Raw genomic sequence first — 13945 nt, 5'->3', positions numbered from 1 at the left:
ACGCTGCGCCGCCCCCGGCCGTGCGTTCCACGGCGCCGGCAGCCCCAGGACCGGACCGGTGAAGGAGCTGGCGTGGACACACGGAAGCTGAAGTATTTTCTGGCCGTCGTTGACCACGACGGCTTCAGCCGCGCCGCAGAGCACCTGCTCATCGCCCAGCCGTCGCTCTCACAGACAATCGCGGGCCTGGAGAAGGAACTCGGGGTGCCGCTCTTTCACCGCATCGGCCGCCGCGCGGTGCTCAGCGAAGCGGGCAAAGAACTCGTCGGGCCGGCCCGGCTGGTCATGCGGGACCTGGATGCCGCGCAGTCAGCGGTTCAGGCGCTGCGGGGCGTGCAGAGCGGGCGGCTGGACATTATCACCATGCCCTCCCCCGGCATCGAGCCTCTGACGTCCATGATCGCGGCGTACACCCGGGCACATCCGTCGGTGCGGCTGAACGTCAGTGCCGCGTTCACGCCCGAGGAGGTCGTTGAATCTGTCCGCAGCGGCAGCACCGAAATCGGCCTGGCCGGATCCCCAAACCCCATGCGGGTCCCGGGCGTCCAGGTCCTGGAGCTCGAGCGCCAGCCGTTGATCCTCATCGTCAACCCGCAGGCGGACGCGTTCGGTCCGGGGACGGCCATTCAGCGTGAGGATCTTGGCGGGCACCGGCTGATCGCAAGCCAGCGCGGGTCCCTGATGCGCTGGCTGGTCGACGACGCCCTGGCCCGCGGCGTCAACACGGACATCGTGGTGGAGGTCGCGCACCGGACCTCCATCCTGCCGCTGGTCCTGGCTGGGGTGGGCCACGCCGTGATGCCCTCATCCTGGGCGCCGCTGGCGCACAAGTCAGGGCTGCGGACCCTGCTGATCGAACCGGTGTCCCATCTCGACGTCGCCATCCTGAGCCGGAAGGACGACCTGACGCCCGCGGCCAAAGCCTTCCTGGCCGTCGCGGAGCTGCATGTGGCGGCTGCCAACGGGCCGCACGCCGTCGACCAATAGGTTGAGCCTATTTAGCGTATCGAGTCTTGGTCTTGGACGGCGGCTGGTGCCGGGCCGTCTACTTGAAGAGGACAAGCAGTGTGACGCTGCTAACACTCAACGAGGAGGTAGGCACATGAGCGCCACCCAGAAATTCAGCATCGCTTCCATCCCCGCCGACGGCGTCGGCAAGGAAGTTGTCTCCGCCGGACGCCGCGTCCTGGATGCCCTTGCAGAGAATTCCGGCGGCAAGTTCGCCTTCGAATGGACTGAGTTCCCGTGGGGCTGCGGCTACTTCGAAAAGACCGGCCAGATGATGGACCCGAACGGCCTGGAAGTCCTTAAGGACTTTGACGCCATCTACTTCGGCGCCGTCGGCTGGGAGAACGTCCCGGACCACGTCAGCCTCTGGGGCCTGCGCCTGAACATCACGCAGAACTTCGACCAGTGGGCCAACGTCCGCCCGGTGAAGTTCCTGCCCGGCATCCAGTCCCCGCTGCGCAAAGCCGATCACACCGAGCTCGACTGGATAGTGGTCCGCGAAAACAGCGAAGGCGAGTACGCCGGCCTGGGTGGACGGAACCTCAGCGGCCGCGGCCCCGGCAATGAAGTGGCCCTCCAAACGGCCCTGTTCACCGAAAAGGGCTGCGAGCGGATTATGCGCTTCGCCTTCGACCTCGCCCGGACCCGCACGGTGAAGAAGGTCTCCTCCGTCACCAAGTCCAACGCCCAGCAATACGGCATGGTCCTCTGGGACGAAACTTTCCAGCGCGTGGCCCTGGACTACCCCGACGTGGCCACCGAAAGCGTCCTGGTGGACGCCATGAGCGCCAAGTTCATCCTGCACCCCGAAGACCTCTCCGTCGTCGTCGCCTCGAACCTGAACGCGGACATCCTCTCGGACCTCGGCTCGGCTCTGGCCGGAAGCCTCGGCCTGGCGGCCAGCGCGAACCTGAACCCGGAACGCCGCTTCCCGTCCATGTTCGAACCGGTCCACGGCTCCGCGCCGGACATTGCCGGCAAGGGCATCAGCAACCCGATCGGCGCGATCGCCAGCGCCGCGCTGATGCTGGACCACTTCGGCCTGCACGAGGAAGCCCGCCGCATCGAGGCCGCCATCGAGCAGACCACGGCCGCCGGCTACCTGACGCGCGACGTCGGCGGCAAGGCCAACACCGATGACGTCACTGACGCCATCATCAAGGCCCTCGCCCACAGCTTGGCCGCCGTCTAGCCAGATCTTGTTCGGGGCGGCCGGCGCCGCGCACCGTCGCCGCCGCCCGCCCGGCCCAGCTCTTCATTCTCCAAGTACCACTCTTCAAGCACCACGCCATTCACATTCCACAATGAGGTAGGAATCATGGGACCAATCACCACCACGGGCAGAGCCGCGGCAGCTAAAAGCGCGGCCCCCAAGACACGCTGGTACCGGCAGCTGTACTTCTGGGTATTGACCGGCATCGTCCTCGGCATTCTCGTCGGCTGGCTTGCGCCCTCCACCGGCATCGCCCTGGAACCGATCGGCACCACCTTCGTCAACGCCATGAGAATGCTGATCGGTCCGATCGTGTTCCTGACCATCGTGGGCGGCATCGCCAGCGTCGCGGACCTGAAAAAGGTCGGCATGACCGGCCTGAAGGCCCTGACGTACTTCCAGATCGGCACGATCTTCGCCCTGCTCTTCGGCCTGGTCGCCATCAACGTCTTCCGCCTCGGCGAGGGCGTCAACGCCGACGCCAGCACCATCAAGACCACGGACTCCGCGACCAAGCTCATCGAGACCGGCGCCCACCAGGAGTGGTGGCAGTTCCTGACCCACATCATCCCCACCAGCATCGCCGCGCCCTTCGTGGAAGGCGACATCCTCCAGATCATCTTCATCGCCGTGATCTTCGGCATCGCCCTGAACGCCATGGGCAAAGTCGGGGCGCCGGTCCTGGACGGGGTCCAGCGCCTCACCGGGGTCATGTTCAAGATCCTGGGCTTCATCATGAAGGCCGCCCCGCTGGGCGCGTTCGGCGCGATGGCCTTCGCCGTCGGCAAGTATGGCGTCTCGTCCCTCTCCAGCATGGGCGGGCTGATCGCCCTCTTCTACGCCACCTCCATCCTGTTCGTCGTCGTGGTCCTCGGGTCCGTCATGGCCTTCCTGAAGTTGAACATCTTCAAGATGATCCGCCACCTCAAAGAGGAGTACCTGCTCATCCTGGGCACCTCCACCGCCGAACCGGCGCTGCCGGGCCTGATGCGCAAGCTGGAACACGCCGGGGTCAAGAAGGAAACGGTCGGGCTCGTTGTCCCCACCGGGTACAGCTTCAACCTCGACGGCGCCGCCATCTACCTCTCGCTGGCCGCCGTGTACATCGCCCAGGCCACCAACACCGAGCTGTCCATCGGCCAGCAGTTGGGCCTGATCGCGGTCATGCTGCTCACTTCCAAGGGTGCGGCCGGCGTCGCCGGCGGCGGCTTCATCGCCCTGACCGCCACCCTGGCCACCCTCGGAACCATCCCTGCTGCCGGCATCATGCTCATCTTCGGCATCGACAAGTTCATGTCCGAATGCCGGGCGCTGGTGAACTTCACCGGCAACGCCGTCGCCACCCTGTTCATCGCCTGGTGGGACCGGACGCTGGACGCGGACCGTGTCCGCCGCGTCTTCAACGGCGAAGCCGTTGAGCCGCTGCCCAGCGAGGATCCGACACCGCTCGACGAGTTCACCGACATCGCTGCCGACCTGACCGAGCACCATCACACACCCCGGGCCACCGACTCCCCCCGCACAGAACCGGCCGCCGTCGGCCTGGCATCCGGCGAGGACCGCCACCCTGCCTACTCGAAAACCATCTGACATGGCCACCGCCCGTGCCCCGAAAAGCGTGCGAGCCCTGATCGCACCCGACAAGTTCAAAGGCAGCCTCACGGCCGGCGAAGTGGCCGATGCCCTGGCGGCAGGACTCCGCTCCGCAACCGGCGTCACGGGCACGGCCGGGACGATCCACTGCGAACTGCTTCCACTGGCGGACGGAGGTGACGGCAGCGTGGACGCCGCCGTCGCCTCCGGCTTCGCCCGGCGCAACTACACCCTCTCGGGACCCACCGGCCAGCCCGTCCAGGCCAACATCGCGTTTGACGGCACCACCGCCGTCGTCGAGGTGGCCAACACCTGCGGCCTCGGAGTCCTGCCGGGCGGAACCCTGGATCCGCTGGGCGCCTCCAGCCGCGGCTTCGGCGAAGCTGTGCTGTTCGCGCTCAGCCTGAAACCGGCCAGGATCGTGCTGGCCCTGGGCGGCAGCGCCAGCACCGACGGCGGCATGGGAATGCTCACGGCCCTCGGGTACAGCTTCCGCGACGCCGACGGCCGCCAGCTCTACGGCAGCGGCGGGGCGCTGGCACAGATCCACAGCATCCACCGGACCGCCCTCGCTGAGCTGGCCGACACCGAGCTGGTCGTCGCCAGCGACGTCCACAACCCGCTGCTCGGCGCCCAGGGCGCACCGGCGGTCTTCGGTCCCCAAAAGGGCGCAGGACCGGAAGAGATCGTGGCCCTCGACAAAGGCCTCGAACATTTCGTCGCCCAGCTGGCGGCGGCGGGATTCGCCGGCGCGGACCGGCTGGCTGGGTGTCCGGGCGCCGGCAGCGCCGGGGGCATCGGCTACGCGTGCCTGCTGCTCGAGGCAAAGCAGGTCTCGGGCGCCGACTACTTCCTGGACCTGCTGGACTTCAACGCCCGCAAGGACACCTGCGACGTCGTCATTACCGGTGAAGGCAGCCTCGACGAGCAAACCCTTGCGGGGAAGCTGCCGGCCGCCGTCGCCCGGCGCTCCGGTTCCCGTCCGATTATCGCCGTCGCCGGCCGCTCCCTCCTGCCCCCGGAACGGTGGGCCGAAATGGACCTCAGCCGGGTCTACACCCTGGCCGAGTACACCGATCAGGACTCGTCCAAGGACCCCGAACTTTCCGCCGCGCTGCTTCGCCGGATCGGAAAGGACATCGGCACGAGCCTGCTGTAGCCTCGCCGCGGGAGACAGAAACGCTCGGCTAGTGCTGCCGGCACCGGGGAAACTAGCTGACCGGCCTTGAGCAGTCTGGGGTACAAGCTGCGTCCTGACGACCCCAGCGCTCTGAACGGGATGACCCGGAGACCTGAAACGCATGGAGTTGTCGCCCCGGAACAGCGGGACGAGAGCCTGAACTAGGCAGGGCTGCCGGCCGGTGCGCGCTGGGAGGCAAAACGCGCTCCCTGATCCCGCCGCGAGGAGCTGGCCCAGCGAGCCGTCCTCCTCGGCCAGGTCGGTAGGTTCCTCGCACAACTGGGCGGGGAGCCACTGCGGGGGTTCGATGATTTCCCCGTCAACGGGGCGCAGCCGCCCGAAGGGAACGGCCGCGGTAAACCGGTGCAGGTGCGCATCCTCCCACCCGAAGGCCACCTGCAGGACTTCGTCGACTTGCGCTAGTGACAACAAACCAGCCAGCTCCAGCTGCCGCCATATCTCGGGTTCGCAATCGACCCGCCCCACGCGGACCTCCAAAATCGAATCCGCGCCGGCGGCCGCCTCGGCTTCGCGTGGTTCCACGCAGGCAGTCTCTCAACTCCTCAAGTGGTCCGCACAATGACGCCCTCCAGCCGCCGATGCCCCGGACTGACGAAAGATCCGTAATCGGCTTCATCGGAATTGGCCGGTAGGTGCCGCTTCGAAGCCCATAACTGAGCGCCCATCCGGCGCTGACTCGGATCAGGGTTTGCGCCGTGCCTTGGCTGCGGCGAGTTCGCGTTCCAGGCGCCGGTTGGCAGACTCGAGTTCAAGGACCGTGCGGATACCGGCCAGGTTAAGACCGTCCTGAAGCAGGGTGCTGATCCGGCGCAGGGTCGTCAGGTCCTGTTCGCTGTACAGGCGGGTGGTCCCCCAGGGTGCGGCCCGGTTCCAGCAGGCCCCTGCGCTCTCATACAGGCGCAGGTTCTGCTGCCCCATTCCCACAAGCTCGGCCGCCACGGAGATGGCGTAGAGCCCCGCGGCCCTGCCGGTGCCCGACGCCATCGCATCCTCCTAAAAACTCGAAATGCCCTCTTGCCTCAGTGTCGCACCGATGCTATAAAAAATCTATGCCAGCCACCACAGATAATCTGGCTGGACCAACGAACATATGTAAGGAGTGAGAAGACCATGCTGATGCGAACCGACCCTTTCCGTGAGCTCGACCGGCTCACCCAGCAGGTCCTCGGGACGACGGCCAGGCCCGCCGCGATGCCCATGGACGCCTGGCAGGACGGGGAGGAATTCATCGTCGCATTCGACCTGCCAGGGGTGGATGTCGACTCGGTGGACATCGACGTCGAACGCAATGTCCTGACGGTCAAGGCCGAACGCAAGAGCCCGACGGGCGAGACCACGGAGCTGATTGCCTCCGAGCGGCCTCGGGGGGTCTTCAGCCGCCAGCTCATCCTCGGCGATGCCCTTGACGCCGAAGCGGTGAAGGCAGGCTATGACGCGGGGGTACTCACGCTGCGGATCCCGATGGCCGAAAAGGCCAAGCCGCGCCGGATCCAGATCGAGACCGACAGAAACCAGCGCCAGGAAATCAACGCCTGACCGCCCACTGGTGGTCCCCGGTTCCTCGTGGACCGGGGACCATCCCGCCAGCCAGCCCGGGAAAGGAGCCCGACATGAGCGCCTGGCGCCCGTACGACAGCCAGCTGCTGCCGGCATTCTACGAGCGGTTCGAACAACGCTGGGGAAAGGGAACCGCACCCTTTCTGGATCCCGAAGTGCACGAGCAGCCCTTGCCACGGGCCCAGTGGATCAACCCGGACACCGGAGCTGCCCTGGCCGTGGTCCCCATCTGGACCGACGATCCGCAGCACCGCTCCTTCGGAGTTTTCTATCTCCCACCCGCCGGGGATATCTGGGTGCTGCGGCCCGGCATCACCGCCTACACAGAGGGCGGCAAGGAAAGCACCCAGGAACAGCTCTCCCTCCGCAACGACGCCTTCAGAAAAGCCGTGAGCCACGCGAAGGAATTCATCTACGGCACCCAGCCCTAGTCCGCACCGGGCACAAGATCCCCTGCACGCCACACTTCAAGGCCCGGGGGCCGGGGTAAAACGCGCTATCACCGGCGGCTGAACCGAGAACAACGGTATGAAAGGAACTGACATGACCTCCCCGCATTTTGACCGGTTCCTCAGCGAAGCCCTCGCCACCGGGCGCGAATCCGACGCCGGACTGGGCAAAGACGAACTCTACGGCCTCTACACCAGCTGGTGCCTGATCAACCAAGACCGGCCACAGACAGCCCAGTCCCTTTGGGCCGCACTGAAGGAACGCCGGATCAACCCGGCGGACAACCGCCTGACGATGACCGGCCCGGCCGCTACCGACTACATCCTCGCCAGCGTGCCCCACCTCGCCTGATGGCCCAATCGGAGTCAACACAGGATGGGGATCTTGGCCCAGCGTGGATGTGACGTCAGCGAGACACCCGGAGGGACGTGACCTCCTGAAACAGCGCGAACCCTGCCGAATCTGAGGCCTGGCCGCGCTACTACACCCCCGATAGCAGCGATTATGACAAGCTGGCGGCCGGAGCGGCCAAGCAGGCGTCGCAAGCTGTGAACATGGAGCAGGCACGCATCGTCGTTCTACAGGTCCGGGCGCTACGCATTTCCATTTGCGCATTTTGGGAGGAGTGGATCGGACCTTGCCAGGAATTCCATCAACTACCCCTGGGAGCCTGCCGCTGGCTGCACGGGTCCTGAGGGTCGGTCACTGAGCCGTGTTCCAGTACAGCGTGTCGTGGTTGTTAGTGGATGTGGCTGCCGCCGTTGATGTCGATGGTGGTTCCGGTGAGGTAGGCGGATTCCTCGGACGACAGGAACGTGATGACGGCTGCGATTTCCTCGGTGCTGGCATTGCGGCCCAGCGGGATGCCGGCGTTGATGGCGGTTTCCTGTTCCGCGGTGCTGCCTACGCGGATGTTGGTGTCCACGGCACCCGGAGTGATGGCGTTGACGGTGACGCCGGTGGCGCCGATCTCGCGGGCGAGGGCCTTGGTGAAGCCGAGGATGGCGGCCTTCGCGGCCGAGTAGGGCACCTTGCCGAACACGCCGCCGCCGCGCTGGGCGGACACAGAGGACATGTTGACAATCCGTCCCCAACCGCTGGCGATCATGTCCGGCAGGAACGCCTTGGTGACCAGGTAGGTGCCGGTGGCGTTCACGGCCATGACCTTGTTCCAAAGTTCCAGGGTGGTCTCCAGGAACGGCAAGGGCGAGGTGATGCCGGCGATGTTGGCCAGGGCGCCGACTGCCGGGAGCGCGCCAGAGGCGACCTCGGCCGCCACTGCCTTGTAAGCGGCGTTGACGGAATCCTCGTTGGCGACGTCGATCTCGTGGCCGAAGGCCGGAACGCTGAATTCGTTGCCGATTTCGGCCGCGACCTTGGCGGACTTCTCGCCGTCGAGGTCCAGGATCACCACGGCCCAGCCCTGACTGGCGTAGCGGCGTGCGGTGGTGATGCCGATGCCCCGGTCCGAGGTTGCCCCGGTGAGGACGGCGGTGCGCTGGGTGGTGGTGGTCATGATGCTCCTTGGGTTTGCTTGGTGTGTCTGTGAGTTGGATCGACTGCTCCGTAGCTGCCGTTTTGAGGGCTCATAAAGGCAGCTACGGAGCAGTCGACGGTCAGATGAGGTCAGTGATGTAGCTGGCTGCTTTGGCGGCGGCCGCCGGACGTTCCTCGTGGGTGACGTCCCGTGTTTCCAGCTCCAGGGAGAAATGGCCGGTGTAGCCCTCGGCCGCGAGAGCGCCCAGACCTGCGGCGAAATCGGCCTGGCCGTTGCCGATGCTGAGGTTGATGTTCCCCGGCACGGCATCGCGCAGGTGGACGTGGGCGATCCGGCCCTGATGGCGTGTGAGGTACTCCAGCGGGTCCTCGCCGGCGGCCACAATATGGCTGAAGTCCATAACGATCCCGACGCCGGAGCCCGCCAGCCGCCGTGCCAGCAGTTCCGCGCGCTCCAGGTTCCAGCAGAACCGCAGGAAGTGCAGCGATTCGGTCCAGAGCTCGACGCCGAACCCGTCCGCCCGCTGCTTGGCAGCGAGAAGTTGCGCGGCAATGGCGTCCAGGTCCGCGTCGATGCTCCGGACCGGCTCGTGGCCCAGGGCCCCGCACGGAAGGACCAGGGCCTTGGCGCCGATGCCGGCCGCCAAAGTGAGGAGGGCCTCAACGTGCCGGTTCCGCGCTTCCTGTGCGTCGGCGTCGAGCACGGCGTTCAGGTCCCCGATGTCCCCGTTGACCGACCGGACCCGCAGCCCGGATGCGACCACCTCGGCCGTCACGGCGGCGACGGCCTCGGCGTCGAGGTCGTAGGGAGCGTGGCCGCACACTCCGGGGAGGGCGCCCAGATCTATTTCCTTAAAGCCGAGGTCCGTGATGGTCCGCAGCGCCGTGGGCAGGTCCTGGTGGCGGAAGCTGATGGACGAGCAGCCGAGTCGGGAATTGAACATCGTCGTTGAGCCTCTTTGCCTTACGTGGAAGTGACGAGGACCACGTTACGGGCCGGACTGTTGACAGTCAACCTCTGACGTTGCCAGTTGACAGAACCACATGATCCAGATCACACTGATGTATCCGTTGTTAACAGTCGACCGTGGCCCCGCCGCAGCGGCGTCCGCTCTTCGAAAGGATTCACCAAATGAGCAACGAAGCTCTGAAAATGCGTGGTCACGTCCACGGAACCAAGGCCGCCAGACGGGTGGCCATCGGCTCCAGCGTCGGCGCGGTGATCGAGACCTATGACTTCATCGGTTTCGGCACCGCCGCTGCGCTGTACTTCGGAACGGCGTTCTTCCCCACCGGCGACCCGGTCACCGGCACTCTTGCCGCGTTCGCCACCCTTGGCGTCGGGTTTGCGGCCCGCCCGATCGGCGGCATCATCGGCGGCCACCTCGGCGACAAGCTCGGCCGCAAGCCCGTCCTCGTGGCCTCCCTGATCCTGATGGGTGTCGCCACGTTCGTCATCGGCCTGCTTCCCACCTACAGCCAGGTCGGGCTGCTCGCCCCTGGCCTGCTGGTCTTCGTCCGCATTGTCCAGGGCCTGGCCTTCGGCGCAGAATGGGGCGGCGCCATCCTGATGAGCTATGAGCACGCACCTTGGAAGTCCAAGGGCAAATACACCGGAATGGTCCAGGCCGGCTTCCCTGTGGGACTGCTGCTGGCCAACCTCGTCTTCCTCTTCAGCATCCAGCTCGGCGGCGAACTCGCCTGGCGCATCCCCTTCCTCGCCAGCATCGTCCTCGTGATCGTCGGGCTCATCATCCGCTCCAAGGTCCCGGAATCCCCCGTCTTTGACGAGGTCAAGGACAGCGGCGACATTGTGAAGTCCCCCATCGTCGAGGTCATCAAGACCGACTGGCGCAACATCGTCAAGGGCATCGGCCTGCGCATCGCCGAAACCGCAGGCTATGCCGTGTCCATCACCTACATGATTTCCTACCTCAACAGCCAGCACCTGGCTGACAAGACCCAGACGCTTGTCGCCCTGTGCATCGCCTCCGCGATCGGCATCTTCGCCACGCAGGCCTGGGCACGCCTGACGGACAGGATCGGCCGGAGGCCCGTCTACATCTGGTCCTGCGCCTTCGCCGTGGCGTTCGCTGTACCGATGTTCCTGCTGGTCAACACCGGCCTGTTCATCTTCATCATCGCCACCCTCGTGATCTCCTACGCCGTCTGCCAGAACTCCCTGGCCGGCGCCCAGGGCGCCTGGTTCCCCGAGCTCTTCCAGGCCAAGACCCGCGCCTCGGGTGCATCGCTCGCCTACCAGATCTCCGCCATGGTTTCCGGTTTCACCCCCTTCATCACCACGCTCCTGTTCGTCAGCTTCGGCTGGATGGGCCCCGCGCTGCTCTTCGGCCTGTACGCAGCCATCGGCCTCTGGGCCGCCATTGTTACCCGGGAAACCTGGGGCAAGCGGGAGCGTGAGCTCGCCGATGAGGCCACGAAAAGCACCCCCGCCCACGTGAGCGCATAGAAGCCACCATCCGGACGCCATCGACGGCATCCCTGAAGAACGCATCCACCACTTTCGAAAGGCAGACTTGTGGCTCTCACACAGGAAAAAACTTCCCCCAGCAACACCCGCGATGGAAGCACAGAACGTACTGACCGCGTTTCGGCCGCGGCCTACCGGATCCGGCACCATGCCCTGAACATGGGCGAGGTGCAGGGCCAGGGCTACGTGGGCCAGGCGCTCGGCGCTGCCGACATGCTCGCTGCGGTCTACGCCGACCAGCTCCGGTTCCGCGCCGATGACCCGCACTGGGAAGCCCGGGACCGGTTCCTGCTCTCCACCGGCCACTACGCGATCGGCCACTACGCCGCCCTCGCCGAAGCCGGAATCATCCCTATCCAGGAACTGGAAACCTACGGCTCGGACGATTCCCGGCTGCCCATGTCCGGAATGTCCACCTACACCCCCGGCATGGAAATCTCCGGCGGCTCCCTCGGCCACGGCCTCTCCATCGCCGTCGGCATGGCCCTCGGGCTGCGCCACCAGGGCTCCGCGGCGAGGATCTACAACTTCCTCTCCGACGGCGAACTCGACGAAGGCTCCACGTGGGAGGCCGCCATGGGCGCACACCACCACCAGCTGGGCAACCTCACCGCGATGGTGGATATCAACGCCCTCCAGGCAGACGGCAAGACGGACACGGTGCTGCGCACCGAGCCCGTCACCGAGAAGTGGGAGGCCTTCGGCTGGTACACCCAGCGCGTGGACGGCAACAACATGGCCGAACTCCTGCACGCCTTCGACAACGCGGCCGCCCAGGCCGCCGCCGTCGGGCGTCCCTCCGTGATCCTCTGCGACACGAAAGTTGGCCGCGGCGTGCCGCTGCTGGAAGACCGCGAAAAGGCGCACTTCATGCGCATCGAAGAACACGAATGGCAGCAATGCCGCGAGCAACTGACCGCAGGATACAAAGGAAAGGCAACCCGATGAGCACCGCAGTAAAGGCCACCGCCCCGAAGCTGAAGACCTCGGCCATGATCGCGTCCTTCGCCGATCCCGGCCAGAAGACCGCCTCCGCCCCGTTCGGGCATGCCCTGGTCAAAGCCGCACAGGAAAACGACAAGATCGTCGGCCTGACCGCAGACCTCGGCAAATACACGGACATGCACATCTTCGCCCAGGCGTTCCCGGAACGCTTCTTCCAGATGGGCATGGCCGAACAGCTGCTCTTCGGCGCCGCTGCCGGCCTGGCTGAGACGGGCCTGGTGCCGTTCGCATCAACCTACTCCGTGTTCGCTGCCCGGCGCGCCTACGACTTCCTCTGCCTGGACGCCGCCGAACCGAACCTCAACGTCAACATCGTCGGCGGCCTCCCCGGCCTGACCACCGGCTACGGCCCCAGCCACCAGGCCACCGAAGACATGGCCATCTTCCGCGGCATGCCCAACCTGACCATCGTGGACCCCTGCGACTCCATCGACATCGAACAGGCCGTCCCCCAACTCGCAGCCAGCGAAGGCCCCACCTACCTGCGCCTGCTGCGCGGGAACGTCCCCACCGTCCTCGATGAATACGACTACACGTTCGAACTCGGCAAAGCCAAAGTCCTCCGCGGCGGGAACGACGTCGTCTTCATCTCGTCCGGCCTGATGACCATGCGCGCCCTGCAGGCAGCCAAAGCCCTCGCAGAGCACAACGTGGATGTCGCCGTCGTCCACACCCCCACCATCAAACCCTTCGACGCCGAAACCGCCCTGGCGGAAATCAACACCGACCGCCTTGCAGTGACGCTGGAAAACCACAGCGTCATCGGCGGCCTGTTCGAAACCGTCGCCTCCGCCGTCGTCACCGCCGGCCTGGGAAAGCGCGTGGTGCCCGTGGCACTCCCCGACCAGTTCCTCGACGCGGGCGCTCTTCCTACCCTGCACGAACGCTACGGACTGTCCGTGCAACGGATCGTCGCGAAAGTCCTCGCCGAACTCGGCTAGAACGAATGAGCTGCAGCGGCCCGGGGCGGCACCATCCCCGCCCCGCGCTTCTGCCGTAAGATCGACGGTTAACACACCGACGGTAAACAGTCGACCACTGACAGTAAGGAAGCACCACGATGGCTGGAGCAACAGCACCCCTGCTGGGACTGCAAAAGAAAAGCCTCCGCGAGCAGGCCCTTGCCGCGCTGCGCACCGCCATCACCAGCGGCGAACTGGCACCCGGCCGCCATCTGGTGGAAACGGAACTGTCCGACATGCTCCAAATCAGCCGCGGAACCCTGCGCGAAGCACTGCGCCAGCTGGAACAGGAAGGGCTCCTCTCCGCCGGCCCGCGCGGGCGGTTGTCCGTCCGCCACCTCGATGAAAAAGAGATCAAAGATATCTTCGCCGTGCGCGCGGCCCTCGAATCTCTGGCCGCCCGCACACTCTGCGAACTCCCCGACCGCGTACGGGTGATCGAATCCCTGCATCTGGCAATAGACGCCATGGAAGCCGGCCAGGACGCGTCACTGGAGGAGAGGATCGAATCCGACATGGAATTTCACCGCACTCTGTGTCGGCTCACCGGCAACGAAACACTTCTCCACTCCTGGACCGCCCTCGAAGGCTCCATCCGCATGTCCATCATGTTCGGAGGGCTGGAAAAGGGCGTCAAAAACATGAGCGTCAAACGCCACCGGGACATCGTGGCCGCCATCGAAACCGGCGACGCCTCCCTGGCCCGCAAGACCATCCGCGAACACATGGACACCGCGGCCGACAACCTGGTCGCCTAGCCGAACGACACAGCCTCCAGATGTTGGGCTGCGGCAAAGGCGCCCTCGACCGCCAGACAGCAAAAACTTGCCCGAGCTGCATCGCCTAGCTTTGGTGCAGCTGACCAACGGCGCCGGTCCGCAAGCATGGATTCAGCTGGACACCGCGTTCGCGGCCCTGAACATTTCGACCGTTCGGCGTGTGCTCCCGGCCGGAAGGAGTCTCTTTTG

The 13945-nt window shown here is 65.8% G+C and carries 14 protein-coding genes and 1 pseudogene; 11 read left to right on the top strand and 4 right to left on the bottom strand.

Translation table 11 applies throughout. The features are described from left to right. The first annotated feature begins 72 nt into the window (after positions 1 to 72). The 4 genes from AC1DEM_RS03735 to AC1DEM_RS03720 all read left to right on the top strand — a co-directional run bounded on the left by AC1DEM_RS03735 (position 73) and on the right by AC1DEM_RS03720 (position 4973). Positions 73 to 987 (top strand): LysR family transcriptional regulator, encoded by a 915-nt coding sequence (locus AC1DEM_RS03735; protein ID WP_476883175.1) that lies wholly within the window; start codon positions 73 to 75, stop codon positions 985 to 987. Between the two features lie 115 nt (positions 988 to 1102). Further along, positions 1103 to 2200 carry a tartrate dehydrogenase gene (locus AC1DEM_RS03730; protein WP_476883174.1) on the top strand — a complete coding sequence of 366 codons (1098 nt, stop codon included), beginning with the start codon at positions 1103 to 1105 and terminating at the stop codon, positions 2198 to 2200. 126 nt (positions 2201 to 2326) lie between these two features. Further along, positions 2327 to 3811, top strand: coding sequence for a C4-dicarboxylate transporter DctA (gene dctA, locus AC1DEM_RS03725; protein WP_476883173.1), 1485 nt, complete (start codon positions 2327 to 2329; stop codon positions 3809 to 3811). Between the two features lies 1 nt (position 3812). Next, entirely contained in the window at positions 3813 to 4973 is a 1161-nt protein-coding gene (locus AC1DEM_RS03720) for a glycerate kinase (protein WP_476883172.1), read from the top strand. A 384-nt stretch (positions 4974 to 5357) separates the two neighbouring features. On the opposite strand, the pseudogene AC1DEM_RS03715 reads toward AC1DEM_RS03720, so the two are convergent. Then, positions 5358 to 5480, bottom strand: a pseudogene (locus tag AC1DEM_RS03715) (IS1096 element passenger TnpR family protein); the annotation flags it as partial. A gap of 216 nt (positions 5481 to 5696) precedes the next feature. Then, a complete protein-coding gene (locus AC1DEM_RS03710) occupies positions 5697 to 5999 on the bottom strand; it encodes a MerR family transcriptional regulator (protein ID WP_476883171.1) in 303 nt (100 codons plus the stop codon). A gap of 126 nt (positions 6000 to 6125) precedes the next feature. On the opposite strand from AC1DEM_RS03710, the gene AC1DEM_RS03705 reads away from it, so the two are divergent. From AC1DEM_RS03705 to AC1DEM_RS03695, 3 genes are all read left to right on the top strand, one after another. Beyond that, a complete protein-coding gene (locus tag AC1DEM_RS03705; protein ID WP_476883170.1) occupies positions 6126 to 6551 on the top strand; it encodes an Hsp20/alpha crystallin family protein in 426 nt (141 codons plus the stop codon). Positions 6552 to 6625: 74 nt separating this feature from the next. Beyond that, complete coding sequence (locus AC1DEM_RS03700) at positions 6626 to 7003, top strand: hypothetical protein (RefSeq protein ID WP_476883169.1); 378 nt, start codon at positions 6626 to 6628, stop codon at positions 7001 to 7003. 112 nt (positions 7004 to 7115) lie between these two features. Next, positions 7116 to 7373, top strand: a complete 258-nt coding sequence (locus AC1DEM_RS03695; protein ID WP_476883168.1) for a hypothetical protein — start codon at positions 7116 to 7118, stop codon at positions 7371 to 7373. 388 nt (positions 7374 to 7761) lie between these two features. Here AC1DEM_RS03695 and AC1DEM_RS03690 read toward each other — a convergent pair whose 3' ends face one another. Both AC1DEM_RS03690 and AC1DEM_RS03685 read right to left on the bottom strand, forming a co-directional pair. Then, a complete protein-coding gene (locus tag AC1DEM_RS03690; protein WP_476883167.1) occupies positions 7762 to 8538 on the bottom strand; it encodes an SDR family NAD(P)-dependent oxidoreductase in 777 nt (258 codons plus the stop codon). Between the two features lie 100 nt (positions 8539 to 8638). Further along, the gene (locus AC1DEM_RS03685; protein WP_476883166.1) at positions 8639 to 9463 is read right to left on the bottom strand and encodes a sugar phosphate isomerase/epimerase family protein; all 825 of its coding nucleotides are present in this window, start codon (positions 9461 to 9463) and stop codon (positions 8639 to 8641) included. Positions 9464 to 9651: 188 nt separating this feature from the next. Between AC1DEM_RS03685 and AC1DEM_RS03680 the strand changes: the two genes are divergently transcribed. The 4 genes from AC1DEM_RS03680 (at position 9652) to AC1DEM_RS03665 (ending at position 13735) form a co-directional block, all read left to right on the top strand. Then, a complete protein-coding gene (locus AC1DEM_RS03680) occupies positions 9652 to 10989 on the top strand; it encodes an MFS transporter (RefSeq protein ID WP_476883165.1) in 1338 nt (445 codons plus the stop codon). 69 nt (positions 10990 to 11058) lie between these two features. Beyond that, a complete protein-coding gene (locus tag AC1DEM_RS03675) occupies positions 11059 to 11958 on the top strand; it encodes a transketolase (RefSeq protein ID WP_476883164.1) in 900 nt (299 codons plus the stop codon). Next, positions 11955 to 12956 (top strand): transketolase family protein, encoded by a 1002-nt coding sequence (locus tag AC1DEM_RS03670; protein WP_476883163.1) that lies wholly within the window; start codon positions 11955 to 11957, stop codon positions 12954 to 12956. Before AC1DEM_RS03675 ends, AC1DEM_RS03670 begins: the two co-directional genes overlap by 4 nt. Before the next feature lie 119 nt (positions 12957 to 13075). Further along, positions 13076 to 13735 (top strand): GntR family transcriptional regulator, encoded by a 660-nt coding sequence (locus AC1DEM_RS03665; protein WP_476883162.1) that lies wholly within the window; start codon positions 13076 to 13078, stop codon positions 13733 to 13735. Positions 13736 to 13945 lie beyond the last annotated feature (210 nt).

It is taken from the genome of Arthrobacter sp. 05T420 (genome assembly GCF_056396305.1).
This window is presented reverse-complemented; position numbering and strand designations above follow the sequence as displayed.

What these genes read in the sequence shown, in the direction of transcription:
- AC1DEM_RS03690 (WP_476883167.1), bottom strand. Translation starts at nt 8,538, where the DNA reads ATGACCACCACCACCCAGCGCACCGCCGTCCTCACCGGGGCAACCTCG.
- AC1DEM_RS03670 (WP_476883163.1), top strand. Translation starts at nt 11,955, where the DNA reads ATGAGCACCGCAGTAAAGGCCACCGCCCCGAAGCTGAAGACCTCGGCC.
- AC1DEM_RS03705 (WP_476883170.1), top strand. Translation starts at nt 6,126, where the DNA reads ATGCTGATGCGAACCGACCCTTTCCGTGAGCTCGACCGGCTCACCCAG.
- AC1DEM_RS03695 (WP_476883168.1), top strand. Translation starts at nt 7,116, where the DNA reads ATGACCTCCCCGCATTTTGACCGGTTCCTCAGCGAAGCCCTCGCCACC.
- AC1DEM_RS03700 (WP_476883169.1), top strand. Translation starts at nt 6,626, where the DNA reads ATGAGCGCCTGGCGCCCGTACGACAGCCAGCTGCTGCCGGCATTCTAC.
- dctA (WP_476883173.1), top strand. Translation starts at nt 2,327, where the DNA reads ATGGGACCAATCACCACCACGGGCAGAGCCGCGGCAGCTAAAAGCGCG.
- AC1DEM_RS03730 (WP_476883174.1), top strand. Translation starts at nt 1,103, where the DNA reads ATGAGCGCCACCCAGAAATTCAGCATCGCTTCCATCCCCGCCGACGGC.
- AC1DEM_RS03685 (WP_476883166.1), bottom strand. Translation starts at nt 9,463, where the DNA reads ATGTTCAATTCCCGACTCGGCTGCTCGTCCATCAGCTTCCGCCACCAG.
- AC1DEM_RS03720 (WP_476883172.1), top strand. Translation starts at nt 3,813, where the DNA reads ATGGCCACCGCCCGTGCCCCGAAAAGCGTGCGAGCCCTGATCGCACCC.
- AC1DEM_RS03680 (WP_476883165.1), top strand. Translation starts at nt 9,652, where the DNA reads ATGAGCAACGAAGCTCTGAAAATGCGTGGTCACGTCCACGGAACCAAG.
- AC1DEM_RS03665 (WP_476883162.1), top strand. Translation starts at nt 13,076, where the DNA reads ATGGCTGGAGCAACAGCACCCCTGCTGGGACTGCAAAAGAAAAGCCTC.
- AC1DEM_RS03710 (WP_476883171.1), bottom strand. Translation starts at nt 5,999, where the DNA reads ATGGCGTCGGGCACCGGCAGGGCCGCGGGGCTCTACGCCATCTCCGTG.